The organism is Promicromonospora sp. NPDC059942, assembly GCF_042731755.1.
Taxonomy (GTDB): domain Bacteria; phylum Actinomycetota; class Actinomycetes; order Actinomycetales; family Cellulomonadaceae; genus Promicromonospora.
The window spans coordinates 456,915-477,060 of record NZ_JBHWLR010000003.1 but is presented as its reverse complement, the minus strand read 5'-3'; the positions used below and the strand labels follow the sequence as shown (position 1 = coordinate 477,060).

Genomic DNA, 20,146 nt, shown 5'->3' with positions numbered 1-20,146 from the left:
GACCCCAGCCGTTCCGGACCACCGAGAGGACACCGATCATGGAGCTGGAACCGCTGGGCGAGCGTGACCCCCGCGAGCTGGGCCCCTACCACCTGCGGGGCCGACTCCGGGTCGGTCGGCTGGGCCCCGCCTACCTCGGCCGGTCGGCGGACGGGCTGTTCGCCGAGGTGACCGTGGTCGGCGAGCAGATCGCGTGGGACCCGCAGGTCCTCGCGCTCCTGACCGAGGGCGCGGACGGCGCACGACGGCTCCGCGCCGCCCACGTGCAGCGGGTGCGCGACGCCGACCTGGCCGCCCGCACACCGTGGATCGCCGCCGACTTCCTGCCCGGGCCCTCGCTCCGTGAGGCCGTCGAGGCGCACGGCCCGCTTCCGCCCGCCGCCGTCCGGAGCCTGGCCGTGGCGCTCGCGGACGCCCTGGCCGCCGTCCACGCCTCGGGCCAGGTGCACCGCGGCCTCGACCCGTCCACGGTGGTCCTCACCGCCGACGGCCCGGTGGTGAGCGGGCTGGGGATCGCCCGCGCGCTAGAGGCCGTCACGGTCACGCTCCCGCGGCTCGTGCCGGACGCCGTCGCCTACCTGGCCCCGGAGGTGGCGCGCGGCCTGGAGCCCGGGTCGCCCGCCGACGTCTTCGGCCTGGGCGCCGTGCTCACGTACGCCGCGACCGGGCGCGGGCCCTTCGGCTCCGGCGCCTCCGGCGAGCTGGCGCGCCGGGTGCGGGACGATGAGCCCGACCTCACGGGCCTGCCGGACGACCTGGTCGAGCCGGTGGCCGCCGCCGTCCGCGCGAACCCCGGGGAGCGGCCCACGCTCGCGGCGCTGCGCCGGCGGCTGGCGGCCGGGTCTCCGGGTGCGTGGGTGCTGCCCGCCGGCTTGACCGGCGACCTCACGCAGTGGGCGGTGCTGGGCCGGGGCCGGTCGGCGCCGCTGGCGCCGGCGATCCCCGCGGAGCCGACGGCGCGGATCGCGCCGGTGGCGCCCGTGGCGAGGTCGGGGCGGAGCGGGTCCGGTCCCAGCGCGGCCGGGGCGCCGGACGAGACGGAGCGGCTCGACACGGCTGGGCCGGACACGACGGAGCAGCTCGACACGGCCCGGCTGGACGCGACCGAGACGTCGGCGCTGACGAAGCAGCTGGACACGGCCCGGCTGGACGTCCCGCCCGGCGACGCCGGGACCGCTGCCGCCGCTGCCGCCGCCGGCGGTTCCGTCGAGGCCGGCCCCACCGTGGCTGGGCCCGCATCAGGTCCCGCCCCCGGTACCCCGGCGCAGCCGGTGTCGATCCTGCCCCGGGGCGCCCAGGACGACCGGTCGGCACCGGGCTCCGGCCGGAGCGCCGACTCCGGCGGCGGCGCGGGACCGGGCTCCCGGACCTCCCTGGCGCTCATGATCGCCGTCGGCGTGGCGGTGGCGGCCCTGGTGTTCGCGGCGGTCACGCTCCTGCTGTAGCGCGGCCCGCTCCGGCGGTGTCGGCGGCGTCGGCGCTGGCCAGCCGGGCCGAGAGCCCCGCGACCGCGAGGCACGCCACGACGGGGACAGTGAGGGGCCAGCCCGCGACGTCGGCGTCCCAGCGCCCGCCGCCCAGGATCCCGACGATTCCGGCCAGGACGGCCACGCCGAGCGCGCCGCCGAGCTGGTTGGTGACGAACAGGATCGTGGTGCCCGGCGCGATGCGCGCGGGCGGCAGTGCGCGGTAGATCGACGAGACGGTCGGGCTGCCGACCGAGCCGATGCCCAGCCCCACGACCAGGCCGAGCACGGCGTACAGGGCGACCCGGGCGGCGCCGTCGAGCATCCCGGCCAGCGGGTAGCCCGCGAAGCCGACGGCGGCCACGCCGGCCCCGACCCGCACGAGCAGGCCGGTGCTGACCGAGTCCGAGAGCCGGCCCGTGAGCGGCATCGCGATCAGGGTGCCGAGGCCGTACGGGGCCACCAGCAGGCCCGCCGCCGCGGGCGAGAGGCCGCCGACCGACTGGAAGAGCTGGGGCAGCCCGAAGAACGCGGGGTACACGGCCGCGCCGAGCAGGGCCATCACGCCGACGGCGGCGCCGTAGCCCCGGGCGGAGAAGGTGCCGAGGTCGACGATCGCCGTCGTGCCGCGGCGTCGGGCCCACCGCACGAAGGCGAGCAGGGCGAGCGCGCCGCCCACGACGAGCGCGATGGCGAGCGGGTCGACGCCGTCCGGCGCGGCCGCGCGGGAGAACCCGGCGAGCAGGGCCGTCGTGCCGGCCGAGAGCAGCAGGAGCCCCATGAGGTCGAGGGCGGCCGGGGCGCGCTCGTCGTCCCGGACCACGAGCAGCGACACGACCCACAGGGCCGCCGCGGCCACGGCGAGCACACCGAAGACCGCGCGCCAGCCGACCGTTCCGACGAGGAACCCGCCGGTCACGGGGCCGAGCAGCGGCCCGATCGACATGGCGGCCGCCGCTGAGCCCATCACGCGGCCCATCCGGGCCGGGTCGACGGCGCGCGCCAGGGCCGTCAGCATGATCGGCTCCAGGGCCCCGGCCCCCAGGCCCTGCACGACGCGGGCCACCACGAGCACCGGGAACGTGGGGGCGAGGGCGGAGGCGGCCAGGCCGACGGCGAACAGGCCGAGCGCGACCAGCCAGGTGGCGCGCGTGCCGAACCGGGTGGTCGCCCAGCCGGACAGGGGGATCGCCACGCCCGCGGCGAGCAGCGCGACCGTGGCGACCCAGGACGCGTCGGCCTCGGAGACCCGCAGGTCGTCCGCGAGGTCGGGCACGGCGACGCCGACGACCGTGGTGGACAGCAGGGCCAGGACGCCGCCCGCCACGAGGACCGTCGCGAGGGCGCCCAGCCGGGGCGCGGGCACGGGTGTGGACTCAGCAGTTCGCTGAACTGAACTCATAAGTTCACTATATGCGCCGCGCCGGTACAGCGGTCAAGGTAGGATCTGCGGTGATGAGCACGCACACGGACGAGGGGACGGCCGCCCGGCGGCGGGGCGGAGCGCGGCCGGACAAGCGCCGCGCGATCCTCGACGCGGCGCTCCTGGTCTTCGCCCGGGACGGCTTCGCCGACGCGTCCGTGGACGAGATCGCCCGCGACGCGGGCGTGGCCAAGCCGACGGTCTACAACCACTTCGGCGACAAGCGCACGCTCTTCCTCGAGGTGATCACCGAGTACGCCGCGCGCTCGGGGGAGCGGGTGTCGCGGATCGTCGACTCGATCGACGTGGACACCGACGACCTGCGCGCCGAGCTGGAGCGGCTCGGGGCGTCGATCATCGCGTGCGTCACGGACGCCGAGGGGGCGGCGGTGATCCGGCTGCAGTTCGCCGAGTCGCCGCGGTTCGGCGACGCCGTCGACTCCATCCGCGACGCCGGGCGCGACCGCACCCTGGACCGCCTGGCGGGCAAGTTCGGCCAGTTCGCCGCGACGGGGCGCCTGCACACCGACAACCCGGCGCGGGCCGCCCGGCACTTCATGGCGCTCGTGCAGGACGAGGTGCTCACGCGCAGCGCGTACGGGGCGCGCCCGATCGACCCGGCCGAGGCCGTGGGGCCGGTCAACGCCGGTGTCGACACGTTCCTGGCGGCGTTCGGGCCGCGCGGCTGACCTGGGAGTCCGGCGCGCCCCAGGGGTTACGCGATGCCGTGGCGGGCGACGGTCGTCGCCACGGCCTCGTCCACGGCGTTCTCGACCTCGGCCGGCGTCGGGTCCCAGCCCACCACCATGAGTCGGGGCCAGAACACGTAGCTGCCGATCATGCCCAGGAAGTTCGTCGCTGCCATGAGCGTGTCGTCGACACGCGCCGCGCCGGCGTCGTGCTCGGCCTGGAGGTAGTGCTGGACCGCCCGGAAGAACGGCATCTTCCCCGACTCGAACTGGGTGTCGGCGATCTGCGGGAACCGCGGCATCTCGGCGATCACCATCCGGTACAGGCCCACCATCTCGGGCCGTGACATGAGGGCGGCGTAGCGGCGCCCGTACACCCGCAGGCCGCGCGCGAGGTCGCCGGGCTCCGGCGTGGTGCGGTCGTCGTCGGCCGCGTCCCACTGCTGCGTCACCACCGCCTCGAACAGGGCCGCCTTGGTGGGGAACTGCTTGAAGAGCGTGGCCTTGGAGACCTCGGCGTCCTGCGCCACCCGGGCCAGCGACGCGCCCGCGTAGCCGTGGGCCATGAACAGGCGGGTGGCGGCGTCGATGATCGCGGTCCGCTTCTGCTCCGCGAGCTGCTGGTGGTACACGCCCGTCCCTGTCGCCATGCGTCCATCATGCCGGAACCTGCGAGGTGAGTCGCTTGACTCACAACCATAGCCCGGCGTACCGTCGCCGTTGTTGCGAGTCGGATGACTCGCAACTCGACGAGAGGACAGCCGTGCGGCGATTCGAGAACAAGACGGTCCTGGTCACGGGTGCGGGCGGCGGCATGGGCGTGAGCCACGTGCGTGCCTTCCACGCGGAGGGGGCCCACGTGGTGATCGGGGACCGGAACCAGGAGCGCGGGGCCGGCCTGGCCGCCGAGCTGGGGGAGCGGGCACTGGCGGTCACCCTGGACGTGCGCGACGAGCGGCAGTGGACCGACGCCGTGGCGGCGGCCGAGGAGCGGTTCGGGCCGGTGTCGGTGCTGGTGAACAACGCGGGCGTGCCGCAGGCCGCCGCGACGGTGGAGCACACCGAGCTGGCCGACTGGCAGCGCCAGCTCGACATCAACGTGACCGGCCAGTTCCTCGGGATCCGCGCCGTCACGCCGTCGATGCGGCGCGGCGGGGGCGGCTCGATCGTGAACATCGCCTCCTCCATGGCGAACACCGCCACGCCGTACTTCGCGGCCTACACCACGAGCAAGTGGGCGCTGCGCGGCCTGACCCGGACGGCGGCCATGGAGCTCGGCCGAGACGGGATCCGGGTGAACTCGATCCACCCCGGCGCCGTCGCCACCGCGTTCATCACCGAGCCGGCGGCGCCCGGTGCAGCGCCCGTCACTGACGCCTACACGCCGGAGCCGTTCGCGATCCCGCGCGTCGGGCAGCCCGAGGACGTGACCCGGCTGACGCTGTTCGTGGCCTCCGCGGACGCCGCGTACGCCACCGGGTCGGAGTTCGTGGTGGACGGCGGGCTGCTGCTGGGGCCGGCCCTGCGGTACGACGCCGTGGACGCCCCGGCGGCTGAGGACGGCGCCGTCGGCGCCCTGGCGACTGGCGACGCCGCAGCGCGGCGCGAGGGTGAGGCGGCCTGATGGACGCGGCGGTGCGCCGGGCGGTCGAGATCACGCCGGCCGCGACGACCCGGCAGCGGATCGTCGACGTCACGACGACGGGGCGGCGCACCGGCCTGCCCCGGGAGATCGAGATCTTCTTCTACCACGTGGCCGGCCGCACGTACCTGTGCAGCGGGACGGTCGACCGGCCGAGCTGGTACGTGAACCTGGTGGCCGAGCCGGCCTTCACCTTCCACCTCAAGCACGGCGTGCGGGCGGACCTGCGGGCGACCGCCCGGCCCGTCACCGAGGACACGGAGCGGCGCGCGGTGCTCACCGAGATCGCCGCCGACCTCAACCAGCCGGCCAACCCCGGCCACCTGGCCCAGCCGGTGGACCTGGAGGACTGGGTGCGCCGGTGCCGCCTGGTCGAGGTGAGCTTTCTCGACTGAGCGGTGCCGGCCGTCCGGCGGCGGGCCTCCGGCGCGGGCTTCCGGCGTCGGGCGTCGGGCTGGGGATGCGAGCGGGTCCGTCGTCCCTTAGGAATGACCTTGCGCGCAGCAACGGCTCTGCGCAGGCCGGGCGACCAGGCCGCACCGGGCGGCATCGACTGTGGCATCGACGACGGGCACGGGAGGTCGCGGGCACGTGAGGGTATCCGTCTTCACACCGAGTCATGCGCCGGGGTATCTCGACGACTGCTACCGCAGCGTCGTCGCCCAGACGTACCGCGACTGGGAGTGGATCGTCCTGCTCAACGGCGACGCCCGCTGGGAACCGCCGGAGCCGGACCCGCGGATCAGGGTCCTGCGCGGGGAGGCCACCGGTCTCGTGGGGGCGATCAAGCGCGAGGCGTGCGCGCTCGCGACCGGTGAGATCCTCCTCGAGCTCGACCACGACGACGTCCTGGCGCCGCGCTGCCTGGCCGAGGTGGTCGACGCGTTCGACCGGCACCGCGACGCGGTGCTCGTGTACTCCGACTTCGCGCAGATCAACGCGGACGGCTCGCCGAACTTCGACACCTTCAACCCGGCGATGGGCTGGGAGTACGCGCCCGCGAACGTCAACCAGATGCTCGTGAACCGTTGCCGGGCGCTCGCGCCCAGCCCGCACAACGTCGGCTACATCTGGTACGCCCCGAACCACGTGCGCGCTTTCCGGCGCTCTGCGTACGACCGGGTGGGCGGGTACGACGCGTCGCTCGAGGTGCTCGACGACCAGGACCTGATGATGCGCCTGTACGAGGTCGGCGACTTCCACCACGTCGACGCCTGCCTTTACCTGCAGCGCATCCACGACGGGAACACGCAGCGCGAGGGACGGATCAACAAGCTGATCCAGCGCGAGACCGTGGAGCGCTACCACCGCGGCATCGCCGGGCTCGCGGTGGCCTGGGCCAAGCGGGCCGGGCTGGCGTCGATCGACCTGCACACGGCGCAGTGGTCGGCGCGGACGCTCGTCCCCGGCGCGGACGACCTCGGGATCGACGCGGACTACCCGGTGCTGCCGTACGGCGACGGCGAGGTGGGGGTGATCGTCGCGACCGAGCTGCTGCAGCGGATCCCGGACCGGTACGCGTTCTTCACCGAGTGCCACCGGGTGCTCGCGCACGGGGGACTGGTGCTGACGACGACGCCGAGCACCGACGGGCGCGGGGCCTTCCAGGACCCGACGCACGTGGCCTGGTGGAACGAGAACAGCTTCTGGTACCTCACCCAGGCCCCGCTCCGCGAGCGAGCCTTCCCGGGCAGTGCGCACCTGCGGTTCCAGGTCGGCGGCCTGCGCACGTACTTCCCGACGGAGTTCGACCGCACCCACAAGATCTCCTACGTGGGCGCCCAGCTCGTGGCGGTGAAGGACGGCCCCCGCCAGGGCGGTCCGCTGCTCTGCTGAGGGTGTGCTGACGGTCTGGTGTGCTGACGGTTCACTGACGGGCCGGCCGGCTCAGCGGGTGACCTGCTGGACGTTGACGCTGCCGACGAACCCGCTCAGGTTCGTGGTGCCGTGGGTGACGGCGCGGTTGCCGTTGAAGAGCTGGAGCGTGCCGCCCGCGGTCGAGATGGTGATGGTGTTGCTGACGTATCCGTCGACGCTCGACAGGTTCGACGTCGTCTGCCTGATCCGGGACCCGGGGACCTCCGTGCCGCTGAGGACGAGGTAGGCCGAGACGACCTCGCTGGCGGCACCCGTCAGGTCGCCGACTGCGTCCGCGGACCAGGAGTAGGTGACGACGTAGGTGCCCGCGGGCAGCGTGATCGCGCCGCCGCTGAGCGCCACGCCGGTGCCGTAGGTGGTGCCGGCCGTGGTCAGGGGCACCACCGTGTTCGCGTTCTGCCCCGCCGTCGACGTGGTGTAGAAGTACCCGCCGTTCGCGGGCGCGGCGGCGCCCTGGGCGCCCTGCGTCCCGTTGGCGCCCTGTGGCCCGGCGGGACCCTGCGCACCGGTCGCTCCCTGTGGCCCGACGGCGCCCTGCGGGCCCGCGGGGCCCTGCGCGCCGGCGGTCCCGGTCGCGCCCTGGGCGCCGGCCGTGCCCGGCGTGCCGGTCGCGCCCTGGGTGCCCGTTGCCCCCTGCACGCCCTGGGGCCCCTGCGGGCCGGCGGGACCCTGCGGTCCCGTGGGACCCGTGAGGCCCTGGGGTCCGGTGGGGCCCTGCACGCCGGTGGCGCCCTGGGCTCCGGTGGCGCCCTGGGCGCCTGTTGTGCCTTGCGGGCCTGTTGCTCCCTGCGAGCCCGGTGTGCCCTGCGGACCTGCGGCGCCTTGTGCGCCGGTCGCGCCTTGCGTGCCTGGTGTGCCCTGCGGACCTGCGGCGCCTTGTGCGCCGGTCGCGCCTTGCGTGCCCGGTGTGCCCTGCGGTCCGACGGCGCCCTGGGTGCCGGTCGCGCCCTGGGGGCCGACGGGACCTTGTGTGCCCGTCGCGCCCTGGGTTCCAGTGAGGCCCTGCGGACCGATCGGGCCCTGTGTTCCGGCTGTGCCCTGGGTGCCTTGGGGGCCCTGTGCGCCGGTGGCTCCGGACGTGCCCTGTGGCCCTGTCTGGCCCTGGGCACCCGCCGTGCCCTGGGGACCTGTGGCACCTTGCGAGCCGGTCGCTCCTTGTGTGCCTGGTGCGCCGTCGACGCCGTCGGCGCCGTCCGCGCCCTGAGGGCCTTGCGGCCCGGCGGGCCCCTGCACTCCCTGGGGTCCGGCAGCGCCCTGAGGTCCCGTCGGACCTTGAGCGCCGTCGGCGCCCTGCGACCCGGTCGCGCCCTGCGAACCGTCGGCTCCGTCAGCCCCGTCCGCGCCTTGCGGTCCGGTCGCGCCGTCAGCCCCGTCCGCGCCTTGCGGTCCGGTCGCGCCGTCGGCTCCGGTCGCGCCTTGGGCCCCGTTGGCGCCCTGTGAACCTGTCGCTCCCTGCGGGCCCGTTGCGCCCTGTGCGCCGTCGGTTCCGTCACTGCCGTCTGCGCCTTGCGGTCCGGTCGCGCCATCAGCACCCTGGGCGCCCGTGGCGCCGTCGGCTCCGGTCGCGCCTTGCGCCCCGTCGGCTCCCTGCGGTCCTGTCGCTCCCTGCGGGCCGTCGGTTCCGTCAGTGCCGTCCGAGCCTTGCGCTCCGTCTGCCCCCTGTGGTCCGGTCGTGCCCTGTGGTCCGGTCGCGCCGTCGGTTCCGGGGGCGCCCTGGGCGCCGGCCTCTCCCTCCGGACCGACACTGCCCTGAGGGCCCTGGGGTCCGGCCGGTCCTTGCACGCCCGCAGGTCCGTCCGTGCCCGACGCGCCCTGTGGACCGGTCGGTCCTTGCGCGCCGGTCGCGCCCTGAGCGCCGTCCGCACCCGATGCTCCCTGCGCGCCGGTCGCGCCCTGCGGGCCGTCGGCACCATCCAGGCCGTCCGCACCCTGCGCCCCGGTGGCGCCTTGCGGGCCGTCGGCACCGTCTGACCCGTTGAGGCCCCGCGGTCCGGCCGCACCCTGTGCGCCCTGTGCCCCGTCCGAGCCTTGGGCGCCTGTTGCGCCCTGTGCGCCGTCGGTCCCGTCCGTGCCGTCCGCGCCCTGCGGGCCCGCGGCACCTTCCGCTCCTTGGGCGCCGGTCTCGCCGTCGGGCCCGACGTCGCCCTGAGGCCCCTGCGGTCCGGCCGGTCCCTGTACGCCCACGGGTCCGTCTGCGCCCGAAGCGCCTTGGGGGCCGGTGGGTCCTTGCGGGCCGTCGGCGCCCTGCGCGCCGTCCGCGCCCTGAGGGCCGGTTGAACCGTCAGCACCGTCAGCGCCCTGCGCACCGTCAGGGCCTTGTGCGCCGTCTGCGCCTTGTGCGCCGTCGGCTCCGCTTGCTCCCTGCGGCCCTGTGGCTCCGTCCGCTCCCTGCGGACCCGTCGCACCGTCCGCTCCCTGCGGTCCGGTGGCGCCGTCGGCACCCTGGGAGCCTTGTGCGCCGTCGGTTCCGTCGGTTCCGTCTGCTCCCTGCGGCCCTGTCTCGCCGTCTGCTCCTTGGGGACCCTGCGGACCGGCCGGACCTTGTACGCCCTCCGGACCGTCAGCTCCTGAAGCACCCTGTGCTCCGGCAGGGCCCTGCGGGCCGGCGGCTCCTTGGGCGCCGGTCGCTCCGTCTGCGCCCTGCGGACCGTCGGCTCCGTCAGCACCCTGCGCGCCCGTGGCGCCATCGGCACCGTCGGCACCACCAGCGCCTTGAGATCCGGTGGCGCCCTGCGCGCCGTCGGCTCCCTGCGGGCCTGTCTCGCCCTGCGCGCCGGCCTCGCCCGCAGACCCCGTGCTGCCCTGGGGACCTTGCGGGCCGGCCGGTCCCTGCGCGCCTTCGGGCCCTTCCGAGCCTGCTGCACCCTGAGGCCCGGCAGGCCCCTGCGCGCCGTCAGCTCCCTGTGCCCCGTCCGCTCCGTCAGCGCCGTCGCTGCCGTCAGCACCCTGCGGTCCCGTCGCGCCGTCGGAACCGTCTGCACCCGCAGCACCCTGCGCGCCCGCGGGACCCTGCTGTCCGGCAGGTCCCTGCGCTCCGTCGGCTCCTTGTGCACCGGTCGCGCCCTGGGCGCCGTCCACGCCGTCGACACCGTCCGTGCCGTCGGAGCCGTCAGCACCGTCGGCTCCCTGCGCCCCAGTCGCGCCGTCCGCGCCGTCGGCACCTGGAGCGCCCTGTGGGCCGACCATGCCCATCGGCCCGGCGGGTCCCTGGGCTCCGTCGACACCGTCCGCCCCGTCCGTGCCGTCTGCACCATCAGTGCCGTCCGCACCATCGGTGCCGTCGACACCGTCCGTGCCATCCACCCCGTTCGCGCCCGGCTCGCCGTCGGCGCCGTCCGGGCCGCGCGCGCCGTCTTCACCCCGGGGGCCGGGCGGGCCGCCGGGGCCCGGGACTCCCCGTGCGCCGTCCGCTCCCTGCGGGCCGACGGGGCCGGTGCGCCCCGTCTCGCCGGGTTCACCGGTCGTGTCCTCGAGGTCGCCGAACACCGGGCCGCGCACTCCCGGGGGCTGCTGTCCCGCCCAGGGGTTGTCCGGGCCGGTCGCGGCGTCGGCGTCCGCTGCGAGGCGGCCGCCGGCGAGGAAGAGCACCGCGGTCGCGCCCACCGTCAGGGTGGTCCGACCGGCTCTCCGGTACCAGGTCACGAAGCCTCTCCGCCGACGAGCCCGATGGTGCCGTCGTCGGTCAGCTTCTTTGACTCGTCCTTCTCCGGTGAGAAGACCTCGACCTGGAAAGCGGCGTTCTGGAACGAGAAATAGGTCGAGAGCGGGCGGTCGTCGAACACGGCGATCACCGCGCCGCTCTTGCTTTGCTCGACGGTCGCGAGATCCTCGTCGGCGGACTTCAGGCCGTCGTATCCCGAGATTGCCTCATAGGTGGCGACAGTGAGGTATTTGTCAGGGTCGGCCGCTTTCGCATTCTGCGGCAGATAACGGACAAAAGTTCCGCTGTTGGCGGTGAGGGTCAGCTCGATCTTGGTCTCAGGGATCTCTCCCGCCCAGTACAAGGGGTAATGGTTCGCCGAGACCTGTTCGAGGGTCTGCGCCGACACCACGGTCGGCACCCCGACCCTGATGTCGTCGGCAGCGGCGACAGCAGCGGCAGCGGCCTGATCGGCGCTGTTCGCCTGCGCGCCCCGGATCGACCAGCTCCCGACCGCGACAGCGACGAGGAGGACGACGGCGACCAGGGCTACGAGTGTGACCTTCGCTGGTGTTCGCAAGGAAAGACCGCCTGAGGTGTCGGGTATTGATGAAAAATCCTCGTCCCATGTCACACCAGGAAGGTGATCGTCGCAATTCATCCACAGCCGATACGCCGGTTGTGTCGTTAGTTGACGCCTATGAGGTAAATCCGGTGATATTGGATGGCGCGCTCCGCGGTTTTCGGCGGCCTGTGGACAAAGCCTTCTCTCGCCGCGCCCGCGGCGCACTCCTGAGCCAGGATGTCGGCATGGCGCATGCTCCCTCGCACGGCTCGGCGGGCCCTGCCGCGCCGAAGACCACGTTCTTCCTGGTCATGATCCTGGTCTCGGCGCTGCTCGCCACGCTGGCCGGGCTGTGGCTGCTGTGGCCGAACGCCGGCGACGTGCCCGACCGGGTGCCGAACCGGGCCGAGGGCACGTCCTTCGTGGACGTCACGATCGCGGGCCCCGCTGACCCGGCCACGGGGAGCATCCCGGTGGAGCTGGCCGACGGCGGGGCCTCCCGGATGCAGTCGCCCGGTCCGTCGGTCCCGCTCGCCGAGGGCGACCGCATCACCGCCGTGGACATCTCCGGGGTCGCGCAGCCCGGCGTCGACCCGCTCGTGTTCATGGACTTCCAGCGCGAGCTGCCGATCGCGCTGCTCGCCGTCGTCTACGCGCTGGTGGTGCTGCTCGTGGCGCGGTGGCGCGGGCTGGCGGCGATGGCCGGGCTCGGGATCGCGTTCGTGGTGCTCCTCGGGTTCACCATGCCGGCCCTGCTCGCGGGGCAGAACGCGTTCGGCGTGGCGCTGGTGACGTCGTCGCTGATCATGTTCGTCACCCTGTACCTGGCGCACGGGTTGTCGGCGCGCACCTCGACGGCGCTGCTGGGCACGCTGGTGGGCCTCGCGCTGACGGCGGGGATCGCCGCCTGGGCGTCGGGCGCCGCGCAGATCACCGGCACCTCCGACGATGCCTCGGCCTTCCTGCCGTCGAGCGCGCCCCTCGCGGACCTGCGCGGCATCGCGCTGTGCGGCATCGTCCTGGCCGGCCTGGGCGTGCTGAACGACGTGACCATCACGCAGGCCTCGGCGGTGTGGGAGCTGCGCGCCGTCGCGCCGACGGCGACCCGGGCCGAGCTCTTCACGAGCGCCATGCGGATCGGCCGCGACCACATCGCCTCGACCGTCTACACGATCGCGTTCGCCTACGTGGGCGCCGCCCTGCCGCTGCTCATGATCGTCTGGCTCGTGGACCAGTCGCCGCTGACCGCCCTGACCTCGGGCGAGATCGCCGAGGAGGTGGTGCGCACCCTTGTGGGCTCGATCGGCCTTGTGCTCGCGATCCCGGTGACCACCGCGATCGCCACCCTCACCGTCCCGGGGCCGACGACGGGCCTCGTGGGCGTCGCCGGCCTCGAGCCGTCGTCGGACCCCGAGCTGATGGCGCCCGTCTCGGAGGCGTGGGCCGCGCAGGCCCGGGCGTCGGAGTCCTGACCTGCGGTGTCCCGAACTGCGGAGTCCCGAACTACGGAGTCCTGAACCGCGGTGTCACACACGGCGGGCAGACTGGTCCTGAGGGAGAGGACGCACGATGCGCGCAGTGGTGTACGACGAGTTCGGCGGGCCCGAGGTGCTGCACCTCGGTGAGGTCCCGGAGCCGGAGGCCGGCCCGGGGAAGGTCCGGGTCCGGGTCGAGGCGGTGGGCCTCAACGCCTTCGACGGCAAGGTCCGTTCGGGGGCCATGGAATCCGTGTTCCGGACCCGCCTCCCGGCGGTGCCGGGGCTGGAGGTCGTCGGCGTCGTCGACCAGGTGGGGGCGGCCGTCGCCGGGGTCGCCCCGGGCGACCGGGTCACCGGGTGGACCAGTCGGGGCGCCGCGGAGCTGGCCCTCCTGAAGCGGTGGGCCCCGGTGCCCGACGGGCTGGCCGTGACGCAGGCGGCCGCGCTGCCCGTGGTGGGCGAGGCCGCCCGGCGGGCGTTGCGCATCCTCGGCCCGCAGCCGGGGGAGACCCTGCTGGTGCACGGGGCCAGCGGTGGCATCGGCGGGCTGGTGACCCAGCTCGCCGTCGCGGCGGGCGTGCGCGTGGTCGGCACGGCGTCGCCCGCCAACCAGGGCCGGGTCGCGGCCTACGGGGCGACGCCCACGACGTACGGCGCCGGGCTCGTCGAGCGCGTCCGCGGGCTCACGCCCGTCGTCGACGCCGTGCTGGACACCTCCGGAGCTGGCGTGCTGCCGGACAGCATCGAGCTGCGGGGCGGCACCGACCGCGTGCTGACCCTCACCGACCCGGCGGCGCACGACCTCGGCGTGGAGTTCGACGAGCGGTCCGAGCCCTCAGCTGCCGAGCTCGCGGACCTCGTCGGTCTCGTGCTGCGCGGCGAGGTGTCCGTGCCGGTCGCACACGTGCTGCCGCTCGCGGAGGCGGCGCGGGGGCAGGAGCTGGTAGACGGTGGGCACGCCGGCGGCAAGGTCGTGCTCGTGCCCTGACCTGGCGGTTCACCCGTAGTGACCAATGCGGTAGTTTGGGTCACTACGGAGGTGCGCATGCCCAGACCGACCATCCCGGACCGCCGGGAGACCCTGCTCGACGTCGCCGAACGGCTCGTGCTCGACCGCGGCTTCGACGCGATGTCGATGCAGTCCGTGGCGGACGCCGCGGGGGTGAGCAAGGGCGGCGTCTACCGCGAGTTCGCGGGCAAGCACGAGCTGCTCGACGCCGTCCTGCTGCGCTCCACCACCCGGCTCGGCGCACGGGTGGACGAGCTCACGGCGCACCTGCCGCGCCCGGTCGCGCTGAGCGCGCTCTACCGCGCGGGCGTCGAGGCGCTGCTGGCCGACCCGCTGATGTCGGCGGCGTTCCTCGACGACCGCGCGGTGCTCGGCGAGCACGTGCGCGCCGTCGACCCCGAGCGGTACCGCGCCCGGTTCCGCTGGATCACGGCGCACGTCGAGGAGCTGCGCGCCGCCGGCCGTGTGCGGCCCGACGTCGACCCCGAGGCGGTCTCGCTCGCGCTGTCGAGCGTGACGATCGGGCTGCTGTCCGCCTCGGCGCTGATCGGGCCGCTGACGCCGGACCGGCTGCGCGCCGCCCTCGGCGTGGTCGAGGGGCTGGTGCGCGAGGGCATCGACGTCGGCGCGGACGAGGCGGGCACCGATGACGTCGGGCCGGGCGAGATGGGCGCTGCCGGCGTCGGCGTGGGCGAGGTGGGCGCTGACGAAACGCGCGCCGCCGAGGCGCGTGCCGGCGGCGTCGGCCGTGCGGAGAGGACCGGGTCATGACGACCGCGACCACCGCCTTCGACGACGTCCGCGACCTCACCGTCGCGGGCGGGCCGATCCGCCTCTACACCAGCGGCCGCCCCGACGCGCCGCCGGTCCTGCTGCTGCACGGCGCGATGCTGGACACCGCGGAGCTGGACTGGATGCACGTGGCGCCGGCGCTCGCGGAGCACTTCCGGGTCCTGGCGATCGACCTGCCGCGGCACGGCGGCAGCCGACCCTGGGCGGGGCCCGTGGACCAGCCGCGGCTCCAGCGGGTCGTGATCGGGCTGCTGGACCAGCTCGGCATCGAGCGGACCGCGCTGGTCGGGCTCTCGATGGGCGGGGGCGTGTCGATCGGCACCGCGCTTGACCACCCGGACCGGGTCAGCGCCGCGGTCCTGCTGGCACCGGGCGGGCTGGGCGCGCGGCGTTCGGCGCAGCTCGTCACCTGGCTGTCCACGCGCACGCCCTGGCTGCTCCGCGCGACCACGGCATGGCTGGCGCGGAGCCCGCGCGCGGTGCGCCGCTCGCTCGTCGACAACCTGCAGCACGGCGCGGACACCCGTGGCTTCGAGCGGGCGGTCGAGCTCGCGCAGCGGGAGGCCGAACAGAAGGACAGGCACCGCGAGCCGGCCCTCGACGACTGGCAGGCGCTGTCGTTCGGCCCGTTCGCGATGCGCACCGACTTTCTCCCGGCGCTGCACCGGCTGTCGGTGCCGACGCTCTGGGTGCGCGGCTCGGAGGACCCGCTGGTGCTCCAGCCCGAGCTCGACGCCGCGATCGCCGCGGCGCCCGGCGCGCGGTCGGCGGTGCTGCCGGGCGCGGGCCACCTCTCCACGCTGGACCAGCCGGACCGGGTGGTGGCGCTGGTGCGGGAGTTCCTCCTGGCACACGCCGGGAGTGCCGACCCGGACCGTCGCTGACCCGGGCGGCGTCGAGCGGGCGCGCGAGGTGCGCTTCTACCCAGCCATTAGGCCCGAAAACAGCCCCGTTTCGGGCCCAATCGCGGGGTAGAAGCGCACCTTCCGGTGCGGTGCGGGCGCGGCGGGCCGTGCGTGGCGCGGCGGGTCAGCGGGTCGCCTCGTGGACCAGGCTCTCGATCTCGGCGGTCAGCAGGGTGCCGCCGTCTAGTCCCATCGTGTCGAAACCGCCGACCAGCTCCAGCGACACCAGCCCGTGCACGCGGTACCAGGTGGACAGCGCCAGCCGCAGCGCGCCGGGTGCGGTCTCCGGCGGGGCGCCGAGCGTCCGGCCCCACCGGGACAGCTCCGCGTCGAGGCCTGGCCGCGCACCGGACTCTTGTCCCGCACCGGACTTTGGCCCCGCACCGGGTTCGCCGCTGTCGCGGCCCCCGCCGTCCGCGCCGTCGTCGCGGCCCCCGCCGTCCCCGACGCCCCCGCCGTCCCGTACGAGCTCCTGGAGGGCCGTGACCAGGGCGAGCATGCTCGCGGTGATCGGGCCCACGTGCTCCAGCGGGTCGACGGCGTCGCGCCGGCTGCCAGTGAACAGCATCGCGTAGCGCCGCGGGTGGTCCAGGGCCCAGCGTCGCCACGCGTGGGCGATCGCGGCGACCCGCTCGGCGGCGGGCCGGTCCGACGCCGCACGCGCGGCGCCCTCGACGGCGGTGCCGAGGTCCGTGTACCCGGCCAGGACCAGGGCGTCGAGCAGCGCGTCGCGGGAAGCGAAATAGTGGTAGAGCGCCGGCGGCGTCATGCCCATCGCCTTGCTGACCGAAGCGATCGACAGTCCGTGCGCCCCGCCCGAGTCGACGAGCTCCAGCGCCCGCTCCACGATCTCGTCGACCGTCTGCCGCCGCAGGCGCTCGCGGCGGGTCAGGGTCCGCGGCGGTGCGGGCCGGGTGTCGACGTCGTCCACGGGCATGCCGCGAGCCTAGTGCCAACTCCTGGAGCCGATGCCCGGGAGCCGAAGCGCGGGGCGTCGCGGGGCGCGGCGTCCGGAGTGCGGCCCGGCTGCCCGGGAGACCGACCTGGCCGGCACCCGGAGCCGCTCCGCGACACACCCGGCACCCGGCGCCGCTCCGCGACACACCCGGCGCTCGCCTGGCACGATGACGCGCATGTCGACCGACTCCGTGCGCACCCACGCGCCCACCCCGCCGCACACCCCGGACGGCACCCGATGAACCGGACCTGGTTCGTCACCGGCGCGGGCCGCGGGCTCGGCCGCGCGATCGCGGTCGCCGCCCTGGAGCGCGGCGACCGCGTCGCGGCGACGGCGCGGGACCTGGCCGCGATCGACGACCTCGTGGCCGGGTACGGCGACGCCGTCGTGCCGCTGCGCCTCGACGTGACTGATCGGGACCAGGCCCGGGACGCGGTGCGGGCGGCGGCCGAGGCGCTCGGCCGCATCGACGTGGTGGTGAACAACGCGGGTTACGGCCTGTTCGGCACGGTCGAGGAGATCACGCCCGAGCAGCTGCGCGACCAGCTCGACGTCAACCTCTTCGGCGTGCTGCACGTGACCCAGGCGGCCCTGCCGGTGCTGCGCGCGCAGGGCAGCGGGCACGTGGTCCAGGTCTCCAGCTCCAGCGGGGTCGCGGCCTGGCCCGGGCTCGGCGGCTACAGCGCGTCGAAGTGGGCGCTCGAGGGGCTGTCGGAGGCGCTCGCCCAGGAGGTCGCGGGGTTCGGCGTCCGCGTCACGCTCGTCGAGCCGGGGCCCGTGGACACCGGGTGGCGCGACGAGTCCGGGGTGCACGCCGCCCAACTGCCCGCCTACGACGCGCTGCGCACGGCCGCCTGGCACCCGCCGGGCTCGTCGTCCCCGGCCGACGTCGCCCGCGTGGTCCTCGCCGTGGTCGACGCCGACGAGCCGCCCCTGCGCATCCTGGTCGGCGACCTCGCCGTGGACGCCGTGCTGCCGATCACCGAGGAGCGGGTCGCCGCGTGGCGCCGCTGGGAGGACCTGGGGCGCTCGGCGGGCTGACGGCGGCGTGGCCGGACGGCGGGGGGCTGGCGGCGGCGCGGACGGCGGGGGGCTGGCGGCGGCGCCGGACGCCGGGGGCTAGCGGCGGCGGCCTGACGGCGGGGGCTGACGGTTGCGGCCTGACGGCGGCCCGGCCTGACGGCTGCCCGGCCTGACGGCTGCCCGGTCTGACGGCGGCGCGGGTCAGCGCGTGCGCCAGCCCGGCAGCAGGCGGTCCAGGACGTCGGCCAGGGGCATGGACTCGCCGTCCTTCCCGCCCGCGCCGAGGACCAGGGGCGGACGGCGCGTCTCGGGGCGGATCCCGCGCAGCCGGTCGAGCAGGCCGATGGGCGCGGTGAGCACGTAGAAGTCGCCGTCGGTGCTGACCCCGGCGCTGCGGTCGACGCGCAGGTACCAGCCCTTGAGCCCGGTGCGCGCCGTCCCGCGCCCGCCGTAACCCTGGACCTGGAGGTCCTCGGGGGCGAGCCCGGCGGTGCGCGCGGCGGCCACGAACTCGCGCAGCATCGCCTCGGCCCGGGTGTGCTCGGCGTCCTGCCGCGCCTCCAGGCGTTCCGCCTGCACCCGCACCGCCTCGGCGCGCTGCCGGGACCACTCGTCGTCACGCATGGGCGCAGTCTCGCACTCCCGGCAGGGACGGTGCTTCGGCGACGATGCTTCGGCGACGGCGCTTCGGCGACGGCGCTTCGACGGCGACGGTGCTTCGACGGCGGCGCTGCGACGGCGGCGGTCGCCCGAGCGATCGGCGCCGCACAGCTGGGTCGGCAGTTTGCATCGCAGAGTCGGCAGTTTGCATCGAGGTCGGCACAGGCCTGTGCCGACCTCGATGCAGACTGCCGACCGCCGACCGGACGAGGAAACTGCCGACCGGACGAGGGGACTGCCGACCGGAGGAGGGGCTGCCGACCGGACGAGGAAACTGCCGACCGGACGAGGAAACTGCCGACCGGACGAGGAAACTGCCGACCGGACGAGGGGACTGCCGACCGGGCGAGGGGGGCTGCCGACCTGGCCCGCGCGCTGCCGACCACGAGCAGACTGCCGACCTCGCCGGTGTACGGTGAGAGCGTGCCCGAGGCAACTGAGTTTCACAGCGGGCGTCGGCAGTACGACGCCGGGCGGGGCGCACGACGACCCAGCGGGCGAGCCGCAGGGTGACGGGCCCCGATCGACCGACGGGCCCCCAGCAGCCAGGCGGCCCCCAGCAGCCAGGCGGCCCCGATCAGCCGGGCGGCCCCGATCAGCCGGGCGGCCCCGACCGACCCACCGGACCTGACGACCAGCCCGCCCCCGAGCCCGCGCGGTTCGACCGCAGGCTCATCGCGCCGATGGTTCTCGGGTCGGTGCTCAACCCGCTCAACACCTCGCTGCTGGCGGTCGCGCTCGTGCCGATCGGCCTGGCGTTCGGGGCGCCGCCGTCGGACACCGCGTGGCTGGTCAGCGCGCTGTACCTCGCGTGCGCGGTGGGGCAGCCAGTGGTGGGCCGCATGGTCGACACCTACGGGCCGCGGCGGCTGTACCTCATCGGCACGGCGCTCGTCGGCGCCGCCGGGCTGCTCGGCACGTTCGCGCCGACGCTCGGCTGGCTGGTCGTCGCCCGGGTGCTGATCGGCCTGGGCACGTGCGCCGGCTACCCGGCGTCGATGGCGCTCATCAAGCGTGAGGGGCGCCGCACCGGCGGGCCGTCGCCCGCCGGGGTGCTGGCCACGCTGTCGTTCGCCAACCAGGTGATCGCGGTCGTCGGGCCGTCGCTCGGCGGGCTGCTCGTGGACCTCGGCGGCTGGCGCACCGTGTTCTCCGTCAACGTGCCGTTCGCCGTCGCCTGCCTGGTGCTGGGCGCGCTGTTCCTGCCGCGGGACGACGACGCGGACGGCGTCCGGGTCCCGCGCCGCACCTGGGACGCCGCCGGGATCGCCCTGTTCGCCGTGTCGCTCACCGCGCTGATGCTGTTCCTCATGGACCCGGCGGCCCGGGCGCTGTGGCTCGTCGCGATCACGCTCGTGACCGGGACGGGGTTCGTGTGGCGGGAGCTGCGCACGACCGACCCCTTCCTCGACGTCCGCGTCCTGGGCCAGAACCGGCCGCTGCTGCTCACCTACGCCCGGCAGATGCTGACCGGGATCGTCATGTACTGCGTGGTCTACGGGATGCCGCAGTGGCTGGAGCACGCGCGCGGGCTGTCGCCGTCGCACACCGGGCTGGTGGTGCTGCCGATGTTCGGCACCGCGATGCTGTTCACGGTGCTGACCGGGCGCAGCCCGGCGATCCTCGGCAAGCTGCTCGCCGGGTCGGCGGTCCAGGTGGTCGCCTGCGCCGCGCTCCTCCTGCTCGACGCCGGCACGCCCGTGCTCTGGCTGTGCGTCGTCATCGCGCTGCACGGCATCCCGCAGGCGCTGAACGGGCTGGCCAACCAGAACGCCCTGTACGAGCAGGCCACCCCCGAGCAGATCGGCGCGGCGTCCGGGCTGTTCCGCACCTTCATGTACGTGGGCGCCCTGTGCGCGACGGCGGCCACCGCCGCGGCCTACCGGCAGGAGCCCGACACCACCGGCATGCACGCCCTCGCCCTGTTCGCGGGCGCCTGCGCCGTCGTCCTGCTGCTGACGGTGCTCGGCGAGCTCCTGTTCCGGCGCCGCCGCCGCCGTCGTCCTGCCTGAACCCGG

The 20,146-nt window shown here is 75.1% G+C and carries 18 protein-coding genes; 12 read left to right on the top strand and 6 right to left on the bottom strand.

From position 1 onward, the window contains the following. Positions 1-38 precede the first annotated feature (38 nt). Positions 39-1,445, top strand: coding sequence for a serine/threonine protein kinase (locus tag ACFV9Q_RS07160; protein WP_377233811.1), 1,407 nt, complete (start codon positions 39-41; stop codon positions 1,443-1,445). Here ACFV9Q_RS07160 and ACFV9Q_RS07155 read toward each other — a convergent pair. Continuing rightward, positions 1,429-2,868, bottom strand: a complete 1,440-nt coding sequence (locus ACFV9Q_RS07155; RefSeq protein WP_377233810.1) for a DHA2 family efflux MFS transporter permease subunit — start codon at positions 2,866-2,868, stop codon at positions 1,429-1,431. The genes ACFV9Q_RS07160 and ACFV9Q_RS07155 overlap by 17 nt on opposite strands. A 53-nt stretch (positions 2,869-2,921) precedes the next feature. On the opposite strand from ACFV9Q_RS07155, the gene ACFV9Q_RS07150 reads away from it, so the two are divergent. Then, entirely contained in the window at positions 2,922-3,578 is a 657-nt protein-coding gene (locus ACFV9Q_RS07150; RefSeq protein ID WP_377233809.1) for a TetR/AcrR family transcriptional regulator, read from the top strand. A gap of 26 nt (positions 3,579-3,604) precedes the next feature. Here ACFV9Q_RS07150 and ACFV9Q_RS07145 read toward each other — a convergent pair whose 3' ends face one another. Continuing rightward, the gene (locus tag ACFV9Q_RS07145) at positions 3,605-4,228 is read right to left on the bottom strand and encodes a TetR/AcrR family transcriptional regulator (protein WP_377233808.1); all 624 of its coding nucleotides are present in this window, start codon (positions 4,226-4,228) and stop codon (positions 3,605-3,607) included. 113 nt (positions 4,229-4,341) lie between these two features. Between ACFV9Q_RS07145 and ACFV9Q_RS07140 the strand changes: the two genes are divergently transcribed. From ACFV9Q_RS07140 to ACFV9Q_RS07130, 3 genes are all read left to right on the top strand, one after another. Further along, positions 4,342-5,202, top strand: coding sequence for an SDR family NAD(P)-dependent oxidoreductase (locus ACFV9Q_RS07140; RefSeq protein WP_377233807.1), 861 nt, complete (start codon positions 4,342-4,344; stop codon positions 5,200-5,202). Next, entirely contained in the window at positions 5,202-5,615 is a 414-nt protein-coding gene (locus ACFV9Q_RS07135) for a nitroreductase/quinone reductase family protein (RefSeq protein WP_377233806.1), read from the top strand. Before ACFV9Q_RS07140 ends, ACFV9Q_RS07135 begins: the two co-directional genes overlap by 1 nt. Positions 5,616-5,811: 196 nt before the next feature. Further along, positions 5,812-7,056 carry a glycosyltransferase gene (locus tag ACFV9Q_RS07130; protein WP_377229842.1) on the top strand — a complete coding sequence of 415 codons (1,245 nt, stop codon included), beginning with the start codon at positions 5,812-5,814 and terminating at the stop codon, positions 7,054-7,056. 51 nt (positions 7,057-7,107) lie between these two features. Here ACFV9Q_RS07130 and ACFV9Q_RS07125 read toward each other — a convergent pair whose 3' ends face one another. Beyond that, entirely contained in the window at positions 7,108-7,737 is a 630-nt protein-coding gene (locus tag ACFV9Q_RS07125) for a hypothetical protein (protein WP_377233805.1), read from the bottom strand. Between the two features lie 1,191 nt (positions 7,738-8,928). Here ACFV9Q_RS07125 and ACFV9Q_RS07120 point away from each other — a divergent pair. Further along, positions 8,929-9,069 carry a hypothetical protein gene (locus tag ACFV9Q_RS07120; RefSeq protein ID WP_377233804.1) on the top strand — a complete coding sequence of 47 codons (141 nt, stop codon included), beginning with the start codon at positions 8,929-8,931 and terminating at the stop codon, positions 9,067-9,069. 1,667 nt (positions 9,070-10,736) lie between these two features. Here the strand turns inward: ACFV9Q_RS07120 and ACFV9Q_RS07115 are convergent. Then, positions 10,737-11,372, bottom strand: coding sequence for a hypothetical protein (locus ACFV9Q_RS07115; RefSeq protein WP_377233803.1), 636 nt, complete (start codon positions 11,370-11,372; stop codon positions 10,737-10,739). Between the two features lie 176 nt (positions 11,373-11,548). On the opposite strand from ACFV9Q_RS07115, the gene ACFV9Q_RS07110 reads away from it, so the two are divergent. The 4 genes from ACFV9Q_RS07110 to ACFV9Q_RS07095 all read left to right on the top strand — a co-directional run bounded on the left by ACFV9Q_RS07110 (position 11,549) and on the right by ACFV9Q_RS07095 (position 15,466). After that, positions 11,549-12,775: a YibE/F family protein gene (locus ACFV9Q_RS07110; RefSeq protein WP_377233802.1), complete on the top strand. Its 1,227-nt coding sequence runs from the start codon at positions 11,549-11,551 to the stop codon at positions 12,773-12,775. Between the two features lie 97 nt (positions 12,776-12,872). Continuing rightward, positions 12,873-13,769: an NADP-dependent oxidoreductase gene (locus tag ACFV9Q_RS07105; RefSeq protein ID WP_377233801.1), complete on the top strand. Its 897-nt coding sequence runs from the start codon at positions 12,873-12,875 to the stop codon at positions 13,767-13,769. 57 nt (positions 13,770-13,826) lie between these two features. Then, positions 13,827-14,561 (top strand): TetR/AcrR family transcriptional regulator, encoded by a 735-nt coding sequence (locus ACFV9Q_RS07100; RefSeq protein WP_377233800.1) that lies wholly within the window; start codon positions 13,827-13,829, stop codon positions 14,559-14,561. Next, positions 14,558-15,466, top strand: a complete 909-nt coding sequence (locus ACFV9Q_RS07095) for an alpha/beta fold hydrolase (protein ID WP_377233799.1) — start codon at positions 14,558-14,560, stop codon at positions 15,464-15,466. Before ACFV9Q_RS07100 ends, ACFV9Q_RS07095 begins: the two co-directional genes overlap by 4 nt. Before the next feature lie 145 nt (positions 15,467-15,611). Here ACFV9Q_RS07095 and ACFV9Q_RS07090 read toward each other — a convergent pair whose 3' ends face one another. Beyond that, the gene (locus ACFV9Q_RS07090; RefSeq protein WP_377233798.1) at positions 15,612-16,424 is read right to left on the bottom strand and encodes a TetR/AcrR family transcriptional regulator; all 813 of its coding nucleotides are present in this window, start codon (positions 16,422-16,424) and stop codon (positions 15,612-15,614) included. Between the two features lie 258 nt (positions 16,425-16,682). On the opposite strand from ACFV9Q_RS07090, the gene ACFV9Q_RS07085 reads away from it, so the two are divergent. Beyond that, positions 16,683-17,486, top strand: a complete 804-nt coding sequence (locus ACFV9Q_RS07085; protein ID WP_377233797.1) for an SDR family NAD(P)-dependent oxidoreductase — start codon at positions 16,683-16,685, stop codon at positions 17,484-17,486. A gap of 183 nt (positions 17,487-17,669) precedes the next feature. Here the strand turns inward: ACFV9Q_RS07085 and ACFV9Q_RS07080 are convergent, their stop codons facing one another. Next, positions 17,670-18,092, bottom strand: a complete 423-nt coding sequence (locus ACFV9Q_RS07080) for a hypothetical protein (protein WP_377233796.1) — start codon at positions 18,090-18,092, stop codon at positions 17,670-17,672. Positions 18,093-18,811: 719 nt separating this feature from the next. On the opposite strand from ACFV9Q_RS07080, the gene ACFV9Q_RS07075 reads away from it, so the two are divergent. Further along, positions 18,812-20,140 carry an MFS transporter gene (locus ACFV9Q_RS07075; RefSeq protein ID WP_377233795.1) on the top strand — a complete coding sequence of 443 codons (1,329 nt, stop codon included), beginning with the start codon at positions 18,812-18,814 and terminating at the stop codon, positions 20,138-20,140. The last annotated feature ends 6 nt before the right edge of the window (positions 20,141-20,146 follow it).

Coding starts and splice junctions, on each gene's coding strand:
- ACFV9Q_RS07105 (WP_377233801.1), top strand. CDS start 12,873: ATGCGCGCAGTGGTGTACGACGAGTTCGGCGGGCCCGAGGTGCTGCAC.
- ACFV9Q_RS07085 (WP_377233797.1), top strand. CDS start 16,683: ATGAACCGGACCTGGTTCGTCACCGGCGCGGGCCGCGGGCTCGGCCGC.
- ACFV9Q_RS07095 (WP_377233799.1), top strand. CDS start 14,558: ATGACGACCGCGACCACCGCCTTCGACGACGTCCGCGACCTCACCGTC.
- ACFV9Q_RS07080 (WP_377233796.1), bottom strand. CDS start 18,092: ATGCGTGACGACGAGTGGTCCCGGCAGCGCGCCGAGGCGGTGCGGGTG.
- ACFV9Q_RS07160 (WP_377233811.1), top strand. CDS start 39: ATGGAGCTGGAACCGCTGGGCGAGCGTGACCCCCGCGAGCTGGGCCCC.
- ACFV9Q_RS07075 (WP_377233795.1), top strand. CDS start 18,812: ATGGTTCTCGGGTCGGTGCTCAACCCGCTCAACACCTCGCTGCTGGCG.
- ACFV9Q_RS07150 (WP_377233809.1), top strand. CDS start 2,922: ATGAGCACGCACACGGACGAGGGGACGGCCGCCCGGCGGCGGGGCGGA.
- ACFV9Q_RS07155 (WP_377233810.1), bottom strand. CDS start 2,868: ATGAGTTCAGTTCAGCGAACTGCTGAGTCCACACCCGTGCCCGCGCCC.
- ACFV9Q_RS07135 (WP_377233806.1), top strand. CDS start 5,202: ATGGACGCGGCGGTGCGCCGGGCGGTCGAGATCACGCCGGCCGCGACG.
- ACFV9Q_RS07145 (WP_377233808.1), bottom strand. CDS start 4,228: ATGGCGACAGGGACGGGCGTGTACCACCAGCAGCTCGCGGAGCAGAAG.
- ACFV9Q_RS07100 (WP_377233800.1), top strand. CDS start 13,827: ATGCCCAGACCGACCATCCCGGACCGCCGGGAGACCCTGCTCGACGTC.
- ACFV9Q_RS07090 (WP_377233798.1), bottom strand. CDS start 16,424: ATGCCCGTGGACGACGTCGACACCCGGCCCGCACCGCCGCGGACCCTG.
- ACFV9Q_RS07110 (WP_377233802.1), top strand. CDS start 11,549: ATGGCGCATGCTCCCTCGCACGGCTCGGCGGGCCCTGCCGCGCCGAAG.